The sequence below is a fragment of the Frigidibacter sp. MR17.14 genome, assembly GCF_037095735.1.
Lineage (GTDB): Bacteria > Pseudomonadota > Alphaproteobacteria > Rhodobacterales > Rhodobacteraceae > Frigidibacter.
Genome location: NZ_JBAWKD010000002.1, coordinates 595,553 through 613,939, shown reverse-complemented (window position 1 = coordinate 613,939; position 18,387 = coordinate 595,553). Strand labels below are relative to the sequence as shown.

Genomic DNA, 18,387 nt, shown 5'->3' with positions numbered 1-18,387 from the left:
CAGCTTCTGGGCTCAGGGCCCGATCACCGCGCATTCACGGCCGCGGGCGGCGAAGCGGCGGCAGGCGGCCGAGGCCATCTCTTCCGACAGGCCCACGAAATTCGCGTCATAGCCGCCCTTGGCCGCAACGACCTTGCGCAGGCTCTCGCCCAGCGCGGCGCTTTCGGTCAGCGCGGTCTGCAGCAGCGCCCGCTCGGCGTTGTAGCGCGAGGCGTAGTGGCCGATGGTGATCCCGTAATGCCGCCCGCCCGAGGTCGAGGCGCGGCTGACCACCTCCTGCTCGGGCGTGGTCCCGGCCGCGGTCGCGGCATCCTGCGCCGAGACCAGCATGATCATCCCGGGACGTTCCGGCGGCGGGGCGGGCGTCGGCTCGCTGGTGCCGATGGTCTCGGCCAGGGCCAGCGTCTCGGGCTGCGGGGCGGTGGACTGGAAGGCGGCGAGCGCGGCCGGGGCCGGGGCGGCGATCTCGGCCGGGGCATCGGCCTGCGCGGTGGCGACAAGCTCCTGCTTGATCTCCTGGCGGATCTCGGCGGGCATCGGCAGCGGCGTCTCTGCCGCGGCGGCCTCGGCGGTGACCGCGGCCACGACCGGGGAAGGGCTGGTGTCGACCAGTGACTCCGGCCGCTGCTCCGGCCGCGGCGCCGGGGCCGCCTCGGCCACGGCCAGCGACGGCTCTTCCATCTCTTCGGCCTCGTCCTCGGGGATCTCGTGGACCTGCGCCAGCGCCGCGTCGATGCCGGAGTTCATCGCCACCAGCATCTCGGGCGGGGCGGCGTTCAGGCTGCCGGGACGGGCCTGCGGGCGGCGGCTGCGTTCCACCGCGACCTGCATCCGGATCACCTTGCCGGCGCCCTCGGCGCTCAGCGGCAGGTCGGTGTCCGCCATCGCGACCAGCGCCGGGGCGGCCGGCTTCTGCACCGGGGCCGAGTTCGGCGCCTTGGCGAAGCCCAGGTCCAGCAGTTCGGCCATCTTCTGGTTGCGCCAGGCGGTGGACTTGCCGCCCAGGACCGTGGCGATGATCCGCACGTTGCCGCGCTGCGCCGAGGCTGTCAGGTTGAACCCCGCCATCGAGGTGTAGCCGGTCTTGATCCCGTCTGCGCCCTTGTAGGCATTGAGGAATTTGGCGTTGGTCGAATAGACCGGGGCGATGCCGGCATCGGCCGTGCGGCGCGAGAAGATGTTGTAGTACTGCGGATAGTCGTAGAACAGGTGCCGCCCGAGGATCGACATGTCGCGGGCCGAGGACAGGTGCCCCTCGCGCGTCAGGCCGTTCGGGTTCTTGAAGGTGCTGTCGTTCATCCCCATCGAGCGCGCGGTCTTGTTCATCATCGCCGCGAAGCCGTCCTCGTCGCCGCCGATCGCCTCGCCGATCGCCATCGCGGCGTCATTGGCCGACTTGATGGCGGCGGCGCGGATCAGGTAGCGCAGCGCGATCTTCTGGCCCGCGCGCAGGCCAAGCTTCGAGGGCGCCTGATTGGCGGCCTTCGAGGTGACGGTGACCGGGGTGTCCAGCGTGATCTGCCCGTTCTCGATCGCCTGGAAGGCGAGATAGAGCGTCATCATCTTGGTGAGCGAGGCAGGATGCAGCCGCGCGTCGGCGTTTTCGGAATACAGCGTCTCACCGGTCCGCGCGTCCATGACATAGGCGGCGAAGGGTGCCGCGAGTGCCGGAACGGACATGATGAGGGTTGCCGCAATCAGCGACACGAAGCTGTGGATTGCCCACCGCCTGGAAAACCTGCCCACGGGTCTTGCCTTTCACTGCCTCGGTCCCCGATCGCCTCGGGGCTCGTTCTTTCCGGTCTTGCGCCGGACGTTGGCCGAAATGGTAACACGTCATTACCCATGCGAAAACACCCAAGTTTCATGGGATTTCGCAGGATTCGGAATGCGATGCGGCCCGCAATATGTGGTGGTATTCCGTCCGGTATCCGCTGCCTATAGATGGCCCCTGTGCGCCATGCGAAGCCCTCAGCCCGCCAGCCGCGGCAGCAGCGACAAAACGCCCGACAGGTCGTCGATCTCGGCGAAGCGCGGATCGTCGCGGGGAGGCTCGGCATGCTCCAGCGCCCAGGTCAGGGCATGGGGGACATGCACGCCCCAGGCGCCGGCCTCGATCGCCGGGATCACGTCGGATTTCAGCGAGTTGCCGATCATCATCGCCCGCGCGGGGGCCTGTCCGTGGCGGGCGAAGATCCGGGAATAGGTCGGCGCGGTCTTGTCCGAGACGATCTCGACCGCGTCGAACATCTCGCCCAGGCCCGACTGCGCCAGCTTGCGCTCCTGGTCCAGAAGGTCGCCCTTGGTGATCAGCATCACCCGGTGGCCGCCCGCCGCCGCGGCCGCCACCGCGTCGCGGGCATGGGGCAGCAGCTCGATCGGATGGGCCAGCATCTCGCGCCCCGCGGCCAGGATCTCGGCCACGACCGCGCCCGGAACCCGGCCACCGGTCACCTCGACCGCGGTTTCGATCATCGACAGCGTGAACCCCTTGATCCCGAAGCCGTAGATGCCGACGTTACGTTTCTCGGCCGCCAGAAGCCGCGCCTCGAGGTCCTCGCGCCCCGCGTGATCGGCCAGAAGCCCGGCGAAGCGGTCCTGGGTAAGCCGAAAGAAACGCTCGTTATGCCAGAGTGTGTCATCGGCATCGAAGGCCACAAGGGTGGGGGCAGGCATCGGTCGGTCTCCTGTGACAAGGCCATTTCGGTCACCCAGGCACCAAAGCGGGGCTTCCCCGCGCGCGCAAGGAGCCTATATTGGGCATTCGAACCCCGAAAAGACGAATCCGACACGGAGCGGACGCGGTGACCCAGCAACCCTGGACCCAGACGAACGGGACCAACGACCCTGGAAACGATTCCTCGGTCATCACCCGCACGCGGCCGAAGACCCAGCGCCCGCCGCTGTACAAGGTCCTGCTGCTGAACGACGACTACACGCCCATGGAATTCGTGGTGCATGTGCTTGAACGCTTCTTCGGCCTGAACCATTCCCAGGCCTTCGAGATCATGCTGACCGTCCACAAGAAGGGGCTGGCCGTCGTCGGCGTCTTCAGCTTCGAGGTGGCGGAAACCAAGGTGGCGCAGGTGATGGACTTCGCCCGCCGCCACCAGCATCCGCTGCAATGCACGATGGAGAAGGAGTGACCGCGCGGCCCCCCGCGCCGGTCCCCGCGACGAGATGAGCGACAGCCGACTGACCACCGCCCTCGACGGCGGCGATGCCCTTCCGCCCGAGGGCACGATCCTCGTGCTGGGCGCGACCGCCGCCAGCGACCTGTCCGCCCTGCCGCAGGCGCGCACGCATCTGGTTCAGGGGATGTTCCCCGACCACAAGGCCCTGACCGCGCGCGGCTGGACCGTGACGCCGGAGCCGGCGGGTGAGGACCATGCCGCGGCGCTGGTCCTGATCCCGCGCGCCCGCGCCGCGGCGGAACGGATGCTGGCAGAGGCGATGGCCCGCTGCCGTCCCGGCGCGCCGATCTGGGTCGACGGCCAGAAGACCGACGGGATCGAGGCGCTGCAGCGCGCGCTGGCGGGCCGCCTGCCGGTCGGCGCCGTGACCAGCAAGGCCCATGGCCGCAGCCTGCAGATCGCCGCCGACCCCGCCGCCTGTGCCGACTGGATGCACGGGCCTGCCGAGGCCGCGCCGGGCTTCGTCACCCGTCCGGGCGTGTTTTCCGCCGACGGGATCGATCCCGGCTCGGCCCTGCTGGCGGGTGTGCTGCCGGCGCTGTCGGGCAAGGTCGGCGATCTCGGCGCGGGCTGGGGCTGGCTTGCGGCGCAGGTGCTGGCGCGCTCGCCCAAGGTCAAGCGGATCGATCTGGTCGAGGCCGATCATGCCGCGCTCGCCTGCGCGCAGGCCAATGTGACCGACCCGCGGGCGCGGTTCCACTGGGCCGACGCGACCGACTGGCGCGCGGACGGGGCGCTGGACGCGGTGGTGATGAACCCGCCCTTCCATGCCGGCGGCCGCTCGGCCGAGCCCGAGCTAGGGCTGGCCTTCATCCGCGCGGCGGCGCGGGTGCTGCTCACCTCGGGCGAGCTCTGGATCGTCGCGAACCGCCAGCTGCCCTATGAACCCGCGCTGGCCGCGGCCTTCGCCGAGGTGCAGGTGGTGGGTGGCGACGGGCGCTTCAAGCTGATCCGGGCGGCGCGGCCGCTGAAGGGCAAGGCGGCCGTAGCGGCGCCCGATCGCGGCAAGCCTGCCACAGGCACCGGGCCGCGGGCGCGGGGCGGTCGCGGGCCGCGGTGAAACAGGCTAAGGTGCCGCCCGTGCGCCCCTTGCGGCGCGGCGGCCAGGGACTTTCATGAGCTATTCGATCACGGGCAAGACCGCCATCGTCACCGGCGCGGCGAATGGTGTCGGTCTGGCCATCGCACGGCACTTCGTCGAAAAGGGCGCGAACGTGATGTTCGTCGACATCGACGAGGCGCGGCTCGAGGCCGAACTGTCGGACCACCCCCGCGACGAGGGGCCGGTGCGCTACTTCACCGGCGACCTCTGCCAGAAGCTGACCATGGCCAACCTGATCTCGGCCACGGTCGATGCCTTCGACCGCATCGACATCCTCGTGAATGCCAGCCGTCAGGTGGCGCTGTCCGATCCGCTCTGCCCGGACGACACGCCGCTGGACGAGATGCTGAAGCAGAACCTGACCTCGAGCCTGCGCCTGTCGCAGATGGTCGCGCGCCGCATGGCCGCCCAGACCGCGGCCGACCCCGAGGCGACCGGCCCCGCAGGCTCGATCGTCAACCTCTCGACCATCGCCGGCCAGCGCACCCAGCCCGAGCTTCTGGCCTATTCGATCGCCGTCGCGGCCCTCGACCAGGCGACGCGCTCGCTGGCGGTGGCCTATGCGCCGCAGCGGATCCGGGTGAATTCGGTGTCCTTCGGCAGCCTGATGAGCGCCTCGCTGCAGGCCAGCCTGCGCGAGGATGACGAGCTGCGCGAACGCATCATCGCCGGCACGCCGCTGGGCCGCATCGCCGGCGCCGCCGAAATCGTCGAGGCGGTGCAGTTCCTGGCCTCGGACGCCTCGGCCTTCGTGACCGGGCAGGTGCTGACCGTCGACGGCGGCCGCACCCTCATCGACCCGGTGGGCGTGCCCGCGCACTAGCCACAGGCGCGCGCCGTCACTTGGGGTACTGCACCCGGCAGGCGGCGACGCCGCTGTCGGCGCGCTTCGCCAGCTCGGCCCGCTTCTTCACCATCGCGTCCAGCTTCGACTGCTCGGCCTTCAGGTCGATCGAGACCGGGCGTTCGACCGTGTCGATGTAATCGTCCAGGCACATCCGCGGCACGGTGATCACCTGCCGCTTGCCATGCCTGTCGCGCACGATGTCGCGGTCGTAGCACTGCACCCAGCGCGTGCGCTGCACCTCGTGCGTCTCGTAGCCGAAGCCGCGCGACAGGTTCGCCCGGCTGTCGGCGATCAGCCCGTCGAGGGTGCGCAGGTCGCCGGTGACGCGGCTGATGCAGCGCTCCTGCGGCGTGGCGCAGGCGGCAAGGGCGAGGGGCAGGGCAAGCAGCGGGGTCAGGCGCATCTTTGGACCTTGGGTTGGGGTTGGGGCCAGAGCCGGGGGCGGGGCGGGCGGTTCAGCGTCCGGCCAGGGCGACCGAGCAGAGGGCAAGAGCGTTCGGGTTGGCTTTCAGGATCCGGGCGCGGCTGTCTTCGAGCCCGGCAAGCTTGGCGCGTTCCTCCGCGGGGTCGATGGCCTGCGGCCCGCGGATCACCCGCCGTTCGCCGCCCGAGCAGAACGAGAGCCCGACATGGCCGCTGCCCGATCCCAAGCAGAAGCTGGTCGAGACCGGCGCGGTGCGGGCCTGCGGTTCGGCAAAGCCGCGGTCGAGATTGCCCTTCGTCTCGGCGATCAGCGCGTCGAGCGTGCGCAGCCGAGTGACGTCGGGGGTGCGGCATTCCGGCGGCAGGCGCGCGCAGGCGGCAAGGCCCGCCACCACGGCCAGCATCGCCAGGGGAAAAGCGCGCATCGTTCGTCCTCCCGGGGGCCAAAGGGCGCCCCTTCCGCGGACCATAGCGCAGCGGGCGGCAAAGGCCAGTCCCCTCGGCGTGACGTGCGCCGCCTGCGGCTCTGGCCGGACTTGGCGGGCGCGGGGGCGGGTGCTAGGCAGGCCGCGACAGATCCGGGAGCTCCGCCATGACCGACGACACCGCCTTCGCCGCCGGGTTCACCGCCGAACGCGCCGAGGCCTCGGCCTGGTTCCGCAGCCTGCGCGACCGCATCGTCGCGGCCTTCGAGACGCTCGAGGACGGCCCGGCCGCCGGCGCGGGCGATCTTCCCCCGGGCCGGTTCGAACTGACAGAGACCCGCCGCAGCGCCCCCGACGGCGGCGATGCGGGCGGCGGGCTGATGAGCGTGCTGCGCGGCGGGCGGGTGTTCGAGAAGGTCGGCGTCAACGTCTCGACCGTGCATGGCGCATTGGGCGCGCGCGCGCAGAAGGCGATGGCCGCGCGCGGCGTGCCGGGCATGGCCGAAGACCCGCGGTTCTGGGCCTCGGGCATCAGCCTGGTGGCGCATATGCGCAACCCGCATGTGCCGGCGGTGCACATGAATACAAGGATGTTCTGGACGCCGCATGCCTGGTGGTTCGGCGGCGGTGCCGACCTGAACCCCTGCCTCGAATACGCTGAAGACACCGCCGCCTTCCACGCCACCCTCGCCGCCCCCTGCGAGGCGGCCGAGCCCGGGCGCTACGACCGGCTGAAGGCCTGGGCAGACGAGTATTTCTTCATCCCGCACCGGGGCCGCGCGCGCGGCGTCGGCGGCATCTTCTACGACGACCTGAACACCGGCGACTGGGCTGCCGATTTCGCCTTCACCAGGGCGGTCGGCGCGGCCTTCCTGCCGGCCTTCGTGCCGCTGGTCGAACGCCGCCGCGAGACGCCCTGGTCCGAGGCCGACCGCGAGGCGCAGCTCGTCCACCGCGGGCTCTATGCCGAATACAACCTCGTCTACGACCGCGGCACCAAGTTCGGTCTCGAATCGGGCCATGACGCGAACGCGGTGCTGATGAGCCTGCCGCCGCTGGCGAAATGGATCTGAACACATGGGCGGCGTCGCGCCTGAAACGCTCGCGGCCTTCGTCCTCGCCTCGGCGCTGATCGAGCTCACACCCGGCCCGAACATGGCCTGGCTCGCGGTGGTCGCGGCCACCGAAGGCCGCCGCCCGGGGTTCGCCGCGGTGGCGGGCGTGGCGCTGGGGCTCGGCACCATCGGGCTGGCGGCCGCGCTGGGCGCCGCCGCCATCGTCACCGCAAGTCCCGTCCTCTACCACGCGCTGGGCTGGGGCGGGGTGCTCTACCTGCTGTTCCTCGCCTGGGACGGCTGGCGTTCGGCCGGCGACGGCGTCGGCGACACCCGCGTCTCGACCGCGCGCGCCTTCCGCCGCGGCCTGGTGACCAACCTGCTGAACCCCAAGGCCGCGGTCTTCTACCTCTCGGTGCTGCCGGCCTTCCTGCCGGGGCCCGAGGGCACGCTGACCCTGACCGCCGCCTATGTCGCGGTGGCGACCGCGATCCATGCCGCGATCGTGGCGCTGGCGGGCTTTGCGCGGGCGCTCCTTGAGGATCCGGTTTCCGAGGCCCGCGCCCGGCGCCTGCTGTCGCTCTCCCTCGTGCCGGTGGCGCTCTGGTTGGCGTTCAAGGTCTGAGGCCCCGCGCCCCCCCCCCCTGAGCCTTGCGCGCCGCGCGCGCCCGTCCTATCTCGCGCCCAAAGACCGCCCGAGGAGAGCGCCATGGCCGACATCGAGATCCGCGCCGAGATCTGCACCGCCGAGACCGAGGCCGGGCATTGCCTCGTCGGCTTCGCGGTCAGCGAGGACGAGGAAGACGGCTACATCCTCTTCCAGCAGGACGGCCCGCCCGGCACCGAGCCGACCTGGCTCGAGGTTTCGGACGAGATCTTCGGCGCCCCCGACGCGGTCGAGGTGCTCGAGATCGGCGAGACGCTGATCCGCGTCTCGATCCGTCCGAAGCTGGTCGCGAAATTCGGCATGGTCCGCGACGTCGAGGTCCGCCCCGCCAAGACCGCCGAGGGCTGGGCCGAGGCCAAGGCCTTGCTGCGCCGCATGTTCCCCGACGCCTGACCCCGCCTTCGGCTTGGCGGAAATACTCCGGGGGAGCCCGGAACGGGCGGGGGCGGAGCCCCCTCTTGCCGCTTTCGCATTGGCCCAAATATCCCGGGGGAGTCGCGGCCCCGCCGCGACGGGGGCAGAGCCCCCCGCCTGTCCCCGCGGGGAATCCCTCAGCCCCGGCGGATGGTCTCGATCATCAGCGCCACATTCTCGGGATCGGCGTCCGGCGTGATCCCGTGCCCGAGGTTGAAGATATGCGGCCCGCCGCGGAAGGCCTCGACCACCGCGCGGGTCGCCTCGACCAGCGCCGGCCCGCCGGTCACCATGTGCCCGGGCGCGAGGTTGCCCTGCACGCAGCCGTCGCGCTGGACATGCGCCGCCGCCCAGCCCGCGTCGACCGAGTTGTCCAGCGCCACGCAATCCGCCCCGGTCGCCTGCGCGAACCCCTCGTAGCGGTGCTTTGCCTCGCGCGGGAAGGCGATCACCGGCAGGCCCGGATGGCGCGCCTTCAGGGCCGCGATGATCCGCTTGGCGGGGGCCAGCGCGAAATCGTCGAAGTCCTGCCCCTCGAGGCTGCCGGCCCAGCTGTCGAAGAGTTTTATCACTTCCGCGCCGGCACTTACCTGCATCGACAGGTAGTCGATCGTGGCCTCGGTGATCAGGTCGATCAGGGCCGAGAACGTCGCGCGGTCCGCGGCCTTCAGCGCATGCGCCGGGCCCTGGTCGGGGGTGCCGCGTCCGGCGATCATGTAGGTCGCGACCGTCCAGGGCGCGCCGGCGAAGCCGATCAGCGTCGTCTCGGGCGGCAGGTCGCGGGCGAGGATCTTCACCGTCTCGTAGATCGGCGCCAGCGTGTCGTGGATCGCGTCCGCCGGTTTCAGCCGCGCCAGATCCGCGGCCGAGGTCACCGTCGACAGCCGCGGGCCCTCGCCGGTGGCGAACCAAAGGTCCGCGCCAAGGGCTTGTGGTACCAGAAGAATATCCGCGAACAGGATCGCCGCGTCGAAGCCGTAGCGCCGGATCGGCTGCAGCGTCACCTCGGCGGCGAGGTCCGGGTTGTAACACAGCGACAGGAAGTCCCCCGCCTGCGCCCGCGTCGCCCGGTATTCCGGCAGGTAGCGCCCCGCCTGCCGCATCATCCAGACCGGCGGCACCGGCAGGGCCTCGCCGGCAAGGGCGCGCAGGATGGTCTTCTGGGGGCGGGGATCGGTCATCGGGCTCTCCTCTGGCGGGTCCTTCAAGCCCGGGGGGCAGGGGGGTGTCAAGCCGTGCCAAAGCCGCAGGCAGCGCCCGGAAAGCGGGGGTGACAGGGGTACACCCCCCAGTGCACCGGGCGTACACCCCCCGTACACCCCGGGCGCGCGGCCCCTTCACCGCGCCTTCACCCCTGCAAGCGCCGTTGCGCGGGGCCGCGGGCGGCGCTAAGCCAGCGCCATGACCGACGAGATCCTGCTGCCCACCCCAGAGGCCCCGCTGAAGATCGGCACCCGCGGCTCGCCGCTGGCGCTGGCCCAGGCCCATGAGACGCGCCTGCGCCTGATGGCGGCGCATGGCCTGCCCGAGGCCGCCTTCGAGATCGTGGTGATCAAGACCACCGGCGACCGGGTGCAGGACCGTTCCCTGTCCGAGATCGGCGGCAAGGGACTGTTCACCAAGGAGATCGAAGAGGCGCTGCTGGCGGGCGAGCTGCACATCGCGGTGCATTCGACCAAGGACATGCCGACGGTGCTGCCGCAGGGGCTGGTCATGGACTGCTTCCTGCCGCGCGAGGATCCGCGCGATGCCTTCGTCTCGCTGAAATACCGCTCGATCGCCGAGCTGCCAGAGGGCGCGGTGATGGGCACCTCGTCGCTCCGCCGCCGGGCGCAGCTGGCCGCCCGCCGCCCCGACCTGCGGTTCGTCGAGTTCCGCGGCAACCTGCAGACCCGGATGCGCAAGCTGGAAGAGGGCGTGGCCGAGGCCACGTTCCTGGCGATGGCCGGGCTGAACCGGATGGGCATGGACGAGGTCCCGAAGGCCGCGATCGCGCTGGAAGAGATGCTGCCGGCGGTGGCGCAGGGCGCCATCGGCATCGAGCGGCGCGCGGGCGACATCGCGACCGCGGCGCTGCTGGCCGAAATCCACGACCCCGAGACCGGGCTGCGGCTGAAGGCGGAACGCGCCTTCCTCGAAACGCTCGACGGCTCGTGCCAGACGCCGATCGCCGCCCATGCCGAGATCGTCGGCGAGACGCTGCGCCTGCGCGGCGAGATCCTGCGCCCCGACGGCTCTGCCGTGATCCGGGGCGAGCGCACCGGGGCGCTCGGTGAGGGCGCGGCGCTGGGGGCCGGACTGGCGCGGGCGCTGCTGGACGAGGCCGGCCCGGGCTTCTTCGACTGGCGCTGAGCCTGTTGCGCGGGCGCGGCGGGGGGAAATCCGCCAGCGCCCGCGGCCTTCCGCAAAATCGCCCCAATCCTGCGGCCGAATACACCTGTTGTTAAGTCGGTCCGGGCCACTGAGAGGTGAGCCAGCCAGCGGGAGTGTCGCCATGCCACCAGTGTCCTCGTCCACCACCTTCGACGCCGAGCGCGGCATCGCCGACTGGTCCACCGGCCGGATCTATGCCGCCGCCCCCGCCCGCCCGCGCGGCCTGCCGCTGGGCGAGCGTGTCTCGCTGCTGCGCGTATCGCTGGGGCTGAACGTCGCGCTGGTGCTGCTGCTGATCGGGGCGCTGCGCCCCTTCGGCTGAGCGGCCCGGTGTCCGGGCCGGGCTTCCGGTGTCGTCGCGGCGTCAGGCGATGGTCTTGCCGGGGTTCAGCAGCCCCTTCGGGTCCAGCGCGGCCTTGATCGCCGCCATCACCTGCAGGGCCACGGGGTCTTTCAGCGCCTGCATTTCGGCCCGTTTCGACAGGCCGATACCATGTTCGGCCGAGAACGACCCGCCCAGCCGCACCGCCTCTTGCGCGATGGCCGCGCGGATCGGGTCGGCCAGTGCCGCATCGGTCGGATAGACCGTGTAATGATAGTTCCCGTCGCCCAGATGCGCGATGTACAGCAGGTCGGCCCCGGCATCGATCTGCGCCAGCCGCGCCCCCATCGCGTCGAGGAAGTCCTGCATCCGGTCCAGCGGCAGCGACACGTCGCAATCCACGATCGGCACCACGTTCAGGGTGATCTCGGCTGCTGATTCGCGCCGCTGCCACATCTGCCGCCGCTGCTGGCCAGAGGCCGCGATCACCGCATCCAGCACTTCGCCGCGCGCCATCGCCTGCGCCAGCGCATCCTCGAGCCGCCCGGTCAGCGGCAGGGTGCCGTCGGGCAGCGGGATCGCCGCCTCGGGCGCGGTCGCGGCCAGTTCGACCAGCACCGTCACCGGCGGGACCGTCGCGAAGGGGCAGGTCATGTCGGGGCGGAACCGCGCCATCCGGTTCCAGTAGCGGTCGGGCATGAATTCGAAGGCCTCGACCAGCCCGCCGCTTTCGGTCTGCAGCAGGTTCAGAAGCCCCAGCGCGCTGCGCAGGTCGGGCAGGGCGACCATCGCCGTGGCATGGGCCACGGGGGCGGGCTGCAGCTTCAGCACCGCCGCGGTGATCACCGCCAGCGTGCCCTCGGCCCCGATGATCAGGTCCTTCAGGTCGTAGCCGGTGTTGTCCTTGTGCAGCGCCCCCATCAGGTCGAGCACGCGGCCATCGGCCAGCACCGCCTCGATCCCCAGCACCTGCGCGCGGGTATTGCCGTAGCGCACCACGTTCGAGCCGCCGGCATTGGTCGACAGGAACCCGCCGACCCGGGCCGAGCCCTGCGCGCCGAAGCTGACCGGGAAGATCAGCCCGTGCTCGGCGACGGCCGCATGGATCTGCGCGAGGATCACCCCGGCCTCGGCGATGCAGACCCGAGACCCGGGGCGGATCTCGCGGATCCGGGTCAGCCGTTCCAGCGACAGCATCAGCTGGCCCTCGGCATGGGTGCCGCCGGCGAGCCCGGTATGGCCCGAGACCGGCACCACCGCCACGCCCGCGTCATGGGCCGCGCGCATCACCGCCGCGACCTCGGCCGTGTCGGCGGGGCGGGCGACGGCGAGGGGCGTCCAGTGATACTTGCCGGTCCAGTCGTGGCAGTAGCCCTCGGCCGCGGGGCCGGTCAGGACCTGCGTGGGACCGATCAGGGCGCGGAGCTGGTCGAGGAAGTCCGTCATCGCATGTCCTTGATATGTCGGCGGGGATCTGGCGGGCTGCAGACGGCGCATCTTGTCCGAAACCTGACGCGGATTGACCAGATGCAATCGACGCCGCCGGTGCAGCATGGGCCGTCCAAGGAGTGCATCATGTCGAACGACCCGCTTCTTCAACCCTGGCGGCTGAAGCATCTGACCTTCAAGAACCGGATCATGTCGACCGCGCATGAGCCCGCCTATTCCGAGGACGGCATGCCGAAGGAGCGCTACCGGCTCTATCACCGCGAGAAGGCGCGGGGCGGGATCGCGCTGACGATGACCGCGGGCTCGGCGGTGGTGTCGCAGGACAGCCCCGAGGCCTTCGGCAACCTGCAGGCCTATCGCGACGAGATCGTGCCCTGGCTGGCGGCGCTGGCGGGCGACTGCCACGAGCAGGACTGCAAGGTGATGATCCAGCTGACGCATCTGGGGCGGCGGACGGGGTGGAACAAGGCAGACTGGCTGCCGGTCGTCTCGGCCTCGCCGGTGCGCGAGGCGGCGCATCGCGCCTTCCCGAAAGAGGCCGAGGACTGGGATCTGGAGCGGATCGTCGCGGATTACGCGGCGGCGGCACAACGGATGCAGGCGGCGGGGCTCGACGGGATCGAGCTTGAGGCCTACGGGCATCTGATGGACGGGTTCTGGTCGCCGGCGACGAACCGGCGCGGAGATGACTGGGGCGGCACGCTCGACAACCGGCTGCGCTTCACCTGGGCGGTGATCGACGCTATCCGCGCTTCGGTAGGGGCGGAGTTCATCGTCGGCATCCGCATGGTCGCCGACGAGCAGATGGAGAACGGCCTGTCGCGCGAGGAGGGCGTCGAGATCGCCCGCCGCATCGCATCGAGCGGAAAGTTTGATTTCATCAACCTGATCCGCGGCCATATCGACAGCGATGCGGCGCTGACCAACGTAATCCCTCTCCAGGGCATGCCCTCGGCCCCGCATCTGGATTTTGCCGGAGAGGTCAAGCAGGCCACTGGGATGGCGATGTTCCACGCCGCGCGGATCCCCGATGTGGCGACGGCCCGCCATGCGATCGCCAGCGGCAAGCTGGACATGGTCGGGATGACGCGCGCCCATATCGCCGACCCGCATATCGTTCGAAAAGTGACCGCCGGGATCGAAGAGCGGATCCGGCCCTGCGTGGGGGCGACCTATTGCCTCGACCGGATCTACGAGGGCGGCGGCGCGCTTTGCATCCACAATGCCGCGACCGGGCGCGAGGCGACGATGCCGCACGAGATCCCGAAGGCCGAGGCGCCGCTGCGCGCGGTGGTGATCGGCGCGGGGCCGGCGGGGCTCGAGGCAGCGCGGGTCGCGGCCGAGCGCGGGCACCGGGTGACGGTGCTCGAGGCGGCGGCAGAGGCCGGCGGGCAGGTGCGGCTTCTGGCCGAGATTCCGCGGCGGCGCGAGATGATCGGGATCATCGACTGGCGGCTGGCCGAGCTGGAGCGGCTGGGAGTCGAGATCCGCTTCAACACCTATGCCGAAGCCGAGGATGTCACGGCACTTTCCCCCGACGTGGTGGTCGTGGCGACCGGCGGTCTGCCGCAGCCGCCCGAGGCCGCGGGGATGGAGCTGGCACTGTCGAGCTGGGATGTGATCACGGGCGACGCCAAGCCGCAGGGCCGGGTCATGGTCTATGACGACGGCGGTGCCCATGCCGGGATGGGGGCGGCGGAGCGGCTGGCCTCGGCCGGGGGGACGCTGGAACTTGTGAGCCCCGAGCGGATGCTGTCGCCGGACATGGGCGGCATGAACATCGTGCCCTATCTGGCGGCGCTGCACCGCGCGGGGGCGGTGATCACGCAGCATCGGCGGCTGAAGGGCGTGCGGCGGGCAGGGAATGCGCTGGTCGTCAGTCTTGGCTCGGACTTCGCGCCCGAGGTGGTGGAAGAGCGCGAGGTCGATCACCTGGTGGTCGAGCATGGCACCGCGGCGCTGGATGAGTTGTATCACGCGCTGAAGCCCGCCAGCCGCAACCTGGGCGCGGTGGACTACCGGGCGCTGACCGCGGGGGCGGGCGAGGTCTTCCCCGAGCGCAACCCGGGCGGGGCATTCCGCCTGTATCGCATCGGCGACGCCGTGCAGGCCCGCAACATCCACGCCGGGATCTTCGAGGCGCTGCGCTATGGCATCCGCTGGTGATGACGCGCTTGTCGATTGACAGGGCGGGGCGGGGCTGAGGAGGCTGGGCGCGAAGGCGCAATCGCGAGGAGGCGAGGATGCGGCGCGTGATCCTGTTCCCGATGCTTGGTCTGGCGGCGCTGGCGGCCCTGCCGCTGGCGGCGCAGGAGGCCGCACCGCCGGCCGCGCCCGCGACGGACGCCGGCCCTTCGATTCCGCCGGCGCCGACGCAGGTCGCGGCGGGGCGGTTCCACCTTGACCCGGCGCATGCGAGCCTGCTGTTCCGGGTCAGCCATCTCGGATTCTCGAACTACACCGCGCAATTCACCGGATTCACGGCGGATCTGGCGTTCGACCCGGCCAATCCCGAGGCGATGACCCTGACGGCCCATGTCGATCCGAAGCGGGTCGAGACGAATTTCAAATCGTCCGATTTCGACATGAACGCGATCATTTCCGGGCCGGAATTCCTGAATGCCGAGCAGTTTCCCGACATTTCCTTCGTTTCGACCCGCGTACGGATGGTGGCGCCCGACCGGGCGGCGGTGACCGGCGATCTGAGCCTGCACGGGGTCACCAAACCGATCACCCTGCGCGTCACCTTCAATGGCGGCTATCCCCCGCAGCCCTTCGATCCGGGCGGGGCGCGGATCGGCTTTTCGGCGGTGGGGACGCTCTACCGATCGGACTTCGGGATCGACTTCGGCATCCCGGCGCCGGGGACCACCTTGGGCGTCTCGGACGCGGTCGAGATCGTGATCGAGGCGGAATTCCAGAATCCCGACGCCTCGGGCGCTCAGACCGGCCCCTGACGCGGGCCGCTGAGATCAGGCCCCGGCGCGGCGCAAGCGCAGCGCGTTGCCGACGACGAAGACCGAACTCAGCGCCATCGCCGCCGCCGCCAGCATCGGCGACAGCAGCATGCCGTTCAGCGGGTAGAGCGCCCCGGCCGCGACCGGGATCAGCACCACGTTGTAGCCGAAGGCCCAGCCGAGGTTCTGGCGGATGTTGCGCAGCGTGGCGCGGCTGAGCGCGATCGCCGTCGCCACCCCGCGCGGATCGCCCGAGACCAGCACCACGTCGGCGCTTTCGATCGCCACGTCGGTGCCTGAGCCCATCGCGATCCCGACCTCGGCCGCGGCCAGCGCCGGGCCGTCGTTGATGCCGTCGCCGACGAAGGCCAGCGGGCGCGGCATCCTTGCCAGCGCGTCGAGCTTGCCTTCTGGCAGAAGCCCGGCGTGGACCTGTGCGATGCCAAGGCCGCGGGCGACGGCCTGCGCCGTGGCGGGCGCATCGCCCGAGACCATCGCCACCGCGATCCCCTGCCGAGTCAGCGCCTGCACCGCCGGGGCGGCGCCGGGGCGGGGGCTGTCGGCGACGCCGATCAGCGCCTGCACCTGGCCGCCCAAGGCAAGGAAGACGGCGGTTTCACCGCGGGCGGCGGCGGCCTCGGCCTCTGCCAGCAGGGGGGCGGGGTCGATGCCGGCCTCGGTCAGGTGACGGGCCGAGCCGAGGGCGAGGCTCTCGCCCTCGACCGTGGCGGTCAGGCCGCGGCCGGGATGGGCGGTGACTTCGGTGGCAGGGGGCAGCGACAGGCCGCGGTCCGAGGCGGCGGCGACCAGCGCGCGGGCGAGCGGGTGCTCCGAGCGTGCCTCGGCCGCGGCGGCCAGCGCCAGCAGCCGGTCGGGCGAGAGGTTGCCGCCCGGCGCGGGGGCGAGGGTGACGAGGCGCGGTTTCCCCTCGGTCAGGGTGCCGGTCTTGTCGAAGGCCACGGTGCGGGCGCTGGCCAGCACCTGCAGGGCGTCGCCGCGGCGGAAGAGCACGCCAAGCTCGGCGCCGCGACCGGTGCCGACGAGGATCGAGACCGGCGTCGCGAGGCCCATCGCGCAGGGGCAGGCGATGATCAGCACCGAGATCGCCGCGACCAGCGCATGGGTCAGCCCGCCGCCGAGGCCGAGCCAGAGCGCGAAGGTGAGGGTGGAAAGCGCCAGCACCGCGGGCACGAAGACGCGGGTGATGCGGTCGACCAGTGCCTGCACCGGCAGCTTGGTGGCCTGCGCCTCCTCGACCAGCCGGATGATGCGGGCAAGCTGGGTTTCGGCCCCGGTGGCGGTGACGCGGAAGGTCAGCGCCGAGGTGCCGTTGACGGTGCCGCCGGTGACGCGGGCGCCGGGGGTCTTCTCGACCGGCAGCGGCTCGCCGGTCAGCATCGATTCGTCGATCCAGCCGGTGCCTTCGGTGAGCACCCCGTCGACGGCGACGCGCTCGCCCGGTTTCAGGCGGACGAGGTCGCCGGGGGCAAGCTCGCCCGCCGGGATCTCGACCTCGCGGTCGCCGCGCAGGACGCGGGCGGTCGCGGGGCGCAGGGCGATCAGGCGGTGGATGGCCGCGCCGGCCTGGCCGCGGGCGCGGGCCTCGAGCCAGCGGCCGACAAGGATCAGGGCGACGATCGCGGCGGCGGCCTCGAAATAGACGGCGCGGGCCTCGGGCGGCAGCAGCGTGGGCGCGAAGGTCGCGACGGTGGAATAGGCGAAGGCCGCGAGTGCGCCGAGGGCGACGAGGCTGTTCATCTCGGGCGCGCCGCGCCAGAGCGCGGGCAGGCCGATGCGGAAGAAGATCCGCCCGGGGCCGGCGAGGACCAGCGCGGTGAGGGCGAATTGCACGAGGTTGGCCAAGGTCTCGCGCGGGGGCGTCATCAGCCAGTGGTGCAGCGCCGGGATCGCGTGGCCGGCCATGGCGAGCACCACGACCGGGGCGGCGAGGGCGAGGGCGGTGATCGCGCGGCGCCTGAGGCCCGCGACCTCGGCCGCGATTTCGGCGCTGCGGTCGGGGGCGGGGGCGTCGGAGCTGCGCGGGCGGGCGTGGTAGCCGGTCCTTTCGACCGCGGCGGCCAGTTCCGAGGGCGCGGTGGCGCCGGCGGCATAGGTGATCTCGGCGCTGCTGGTGGCGAGGTTGACCGACGCGCCCAGCACGCCGGGGGTGGCGGCCAGCGCGCGCTCGATGCGGCCCGCGCAGGCGGCGCAGGTCATGCCCTGAAGGTCGAGCGTGGCCGAGAGCGTCTTCAGGGTGAATCCGGCCTTCGCCACCGCCGCGGCCATCGCGGCGGGGGTGGCGGGGGCCGCGTAGCCCACGCGGGCGGTCGCGGTGGCAAGGTTGACGCTGGCGCTGTCGACGCCGGGCAGGCGGGTCAGCAGACGCTCGACCCGACCGGTGCAGGAGGCGCAATGCATCCCCTCGACGGTGAAGCTGATCTCTTCGCTCATGGGACGCGTCCCCCTGCTTGGCCCGGGTCGAACCTAGGTGGATGCGGCAGACACTTCAAGAGTTCTTGAAGTGTTTGCTCAGCGCGGTTTCAGCATCCGCATCAGGGTGCCGTCGCCCAGGGCGAACTGGTGCCAGAGCGCGGCTGCGGCGTGCAGGGCGATCAGGATCAGAAAGGCGGGCTTGGCCAGTTCGTGGATGTCGCCGGCTTCGGGGGTGACATAGACGGCGGCGAGGCCGGTCAGCGGCACGAGGACCAGCAGAAGGTAGAAGAGGTGATGCATGCCCTTGGCGGCCTTGACCTGCCAGGCGGGGGCGGGGGCGGGGGCGGGCGTGCCTTGGCGCAGGCGGACGGCCAGACGGATCACGACGAGGCCGAGGATTGAGAGCCCGACCCAGTAATGGGCCGAGGCGAGCGCGGCGTCGGTCGGGTCCGGTGTCTCGCCGCGGGCGAGGGCGCGGCCGACATGGCCCATGCTTTCCCCGAAGATCAGCTGAAAGGCGACCAGGGCGGCGATGAGCCAGTGCAGCAGGATCTGCAGGGCGCTGTAGCCGGTGCGGGTGGACATTGGCTGGGCCTCCGGGCCGTGGCGGTTGTACCCCTAACGAAATATCCCGCCATTTCCGTCGTCAAGCCATCGCGCCCGGTCAGGAGCGCAGATGCGCGGGGGGGCCGCCGATTGGTCCGCCATCGGTCCGAGGACCGATCG

The 18,387-nt window shown here is 71.3% G+C and carries 18 protein-coding genes; 10 read left to right on the top strand and 8 right to left on the bottom strand.

Annotated features, from left to right (window positions below; genetic code table 11):
* Positions 1 to 12: 12 nt before the first annotated feature.
* Together V8J36_RS08130 and V8J36_RS08125 are read right to left on the bottom strand one after the other, a co-directional pair.
* Positions 13 to 1,680: a D-alanyl-D-alanine carboxypeptidase family protein gene (locus tag V8J36_RS08130; protein ID WP_336466784.1), complete on the bottom strand. Its 1,668-nt coding sequence runs from the start codon at positions 1,678 to 1,680 to the stop codon at positions 13 to 15.
* A 291-nt stretch (positions 1,681 to 1,971) separates the two neighbouring features.
* On the bottom strand, positions 1,972 to 2,676 hold the full coding sequence (locus V8J36_RS08125) for an HAD family hydrolase (RefSeq protein ID WP_336466783.1): 705 nt from the start codon (positions 2,674 to 2,676) through the stop codon (positions 1,972 to 1,974).
* A 128-nt stretch (positions 2,677 to 2,804) separates the two neighbouring features.
* Between V8J36_RS08125 and clpS the strand changes: the two genes are divergently transcribed.
* Genes clpS through V8J36_RS08110 form a run of 3 tightly spaced genes read left to right on the top strand, consistent with a single transcriptional unit; the run spans position 2,805 to position 5,119 of the window.
* On the top strand, positions 2,805 to 3,146 hold the full coding sequence (clpS, locus tag V8J36_RS08120; protein ID WP_336466782.1) for an ATP-dependent Clp protease adapter ClpS: 342 nt from the start codon (positions 2,805 to 2,807) through the stop codon (positions 3,144 to 3,146).
* Positions 3,147 to 3,180: 34 nt separating this feature from the next.
* On the top strand, positions 3,181 to 4,254 hold the full coding sequence (locus V8J36_RS08115; RefSeq protein ID WP_336466781.1) for a class I SAM-dependent methyltransferase: 1,074 nt from the start codon (positions 3,181 to 3,183) through the stop codon (positions 4,252 to 4,254).
* A gap of 55 nt (positions 4,255 to 4,309) precedes the next feature.
* Positions 4,310 to 5,119, top strand: coding sequence for an SDR family NAD(P)-dependent oxidoreductase (locus V8J36_RS08110; protein ID WP_336466780.1), 810 nt, complete (start codon positions 4,310 to 4,312; stop codon positions 5,117 to 5,119).
* A 16-nt stretch (positions 5,120 to 5,135) separates the two neighbouring features.
* Here the strand turns inward: V8J36_RS08110 and V8J36_RS08105 are convergent, their stop codons facing one another.
* Together V8J36_RS08105 and V8J36_RS08100 are read right to left on the bottom strand one after the other, a co-directional pair.
* A complete protein-coding gene (locus tag V8J36_RS08105; RefSeq protein WP_336466779.1) occupies positions 5,136 to 5,546 on the bottom strand; it encodes a hypothetical protein in 411 nt (136 codons plus the stop codon).
* Positions 5,547 to 5,598: 52 nt separating this feature from the next.
* The gene (locus tag V8J36_RS08100; protein WP_336466778.1) at positions 5,599 to 5,991 is read right to left on the bottom strand and encodes a hypothetical protein; all 393 of its coding nucleotides are present in this window, start codon (positions 5,989 to 5,991) and stop codon (positions 5,599 to 5,601) included.
* A 167-nt stretch (positions 5,992 to 6,158) separates the two neighbouring features.
* On the opposite strand from V8J36_RS08100, the gene hemF reads away from it, so the two are divergent.
* From hemF to V8J36_RS08085, 3 genes are all read left to right on the top strand, one after another.
* Entirely contained in the window at positions 6,159 to 7,064 is a 906-nt protein-coding gene (gene hemF, locus V8J36_RS08095) for an oxygen-dependent coproporphyrinogen oxidase (RefSeq protein WP_336466777.1), read from the top strand.
* Between the two features lie 4 nt (positions 7,065 to 7,068).
* On the top strand, positions 7,069 to 7,671 hold the full coding sequence (locus tag V8J36_RS08090) for a LysE family translocator (RefSeq protein WP_336466776.1): 603 nt from the start codon (positions 7,069 to 7,071) through the stop codon (positions 7,669 to 7,671).
* 84 nt (positions 7,672 to 7,755) lie between these two features.
* Positions 7,756 to 8,106, top strand: a complete 351-nt coding sequence (locus tag V8J36_RS08085; RefSeq protein WP_336466775.1) for a hypothetical protein — start codon at positions 7,756 to 7,758, stop codon at positions 8,104 to 8,106.
* Positions 8,107 to 8,264: 158 nt separating this feature from the next.
* Here V8J36_RS08085 and hemE read toward each other — a convergent pair whose 3' ends face one another.
* Positions 8,265 to 9,308, bottom strand: coding sequence for a uroporphyrinogen decarboxylase (gene hemE, locus V8J36_RS08080; RefSeq protein WP_336466774.1), 1,044 nt, complete (start codon positions 9,306 to 9,308; stop codon positions 8,265 to 8,267).
* A gap of 220 nt (positions 9,309 to 9,528) precedes the next feature.
* Here hemE and hemC point away from each other — a divergent pair, with 220 nt between their 5' ends.
* Both hemC and V8J36_RS08070 read left to right on the top strand, forming a co-directional pair.
* Complete coding sequence (hemC, locus tag V8J36_RS08075; protein ID WP_336466773.1) at positions 9,529 to 10,479, top strand: hydroxymethylbilane synthase; 951 nt, start codon at positions 9,529 to 9,531, stop codon at positions 10,477 to 10,479.
* 142 nt (positions 10,480 to 10,621) lie between these two features.
* On the top strand, positions 10,622 to 10,822 hold the full coding sequence (locus V8J36_RS08070; protein WP_336466772.1) for a hypothetical protein: 201 nt from the start codon (positions 10,622 to 10,624) through the stop codon (positions 10,820 to 10,822).
* A gap of 42 nt (positions 10,823 to 10,864) precedes the next feature.
* On the opposite strand, the gene V8J36_RS08065 is transcribed toward V8J36_RS08070, so the two are convergent.
* Entirely contained in the window at positions 10,865 to 12,268 is a 1,404-nt protein-coding gene (locus V8J36_RS08065) for an FAD-binding oxidoreductase (protein ID WP_336466771.1), read from the bottom strand.
* Between the two features lie 129 nt (positions 12,269 to 12,397).
* Between V8J36_RS08065 and V8J36_RS08060 the strand changes: the two genes are divergently transcribed.
* Entirely contained in the window at positions 12,398 to 14,437 is a 2,040-nt protein-coding gene (locus V8J36_RS08060; RefSeq protein WP_336466770.1) for an NADH:flavin oxidoreductase, read from the top strand.
* A 77-nt stretch (positions 14,438 to 14,514) separates the two neighbouring features.
* Positions 14,515 to 15,228, top strand: coding sequence for a YceI family protein (locus tag V8J36_RS08055; RefSeq protein ID WP_336466769.1), 714 nt, complete (start codon positions 14,515 to 14,517; stop codon positions 15,226 to 15,228).
* Positions 15,229 to 15,243: 15 nt separating this feature from the next.
* On the opposite strand, the gene V8J36_RS08050 is transcribed toward V8J36_RS08055, so the two are convergent.
* Together V8J36_RS08050 and V8J36_RS08045 are read right to left on the bottom strand one after the other, a co-directional pair.
* Positions 15,244 to 17,679 (bottom strand): heavy metal translocating P-type ATPase, encoded by a 2,436-nt coding sequence (locus tag V8J36_RS08050; protein ID WP_336466768.1) that lies wholly within the window; start codon positions 17,677 to 17,679, stop codon positions 15,244 to 15,246.
* A 78-nt stretch (positions 17,680 to 17,757) separates the two neighbouring features.
* Positions 17,758 to 18,246, bottom strand: coding sequence for a cytochrome b (locus tag V8J36_RS08045; protein ID WP_336466767.1), 489 nt, complete (start codon positions 18,244 to 18,246; stop codon positions 17,758 to 17,760).
* Positions 18,247 to 18,387: the final 141 nt, after the last annotated feature.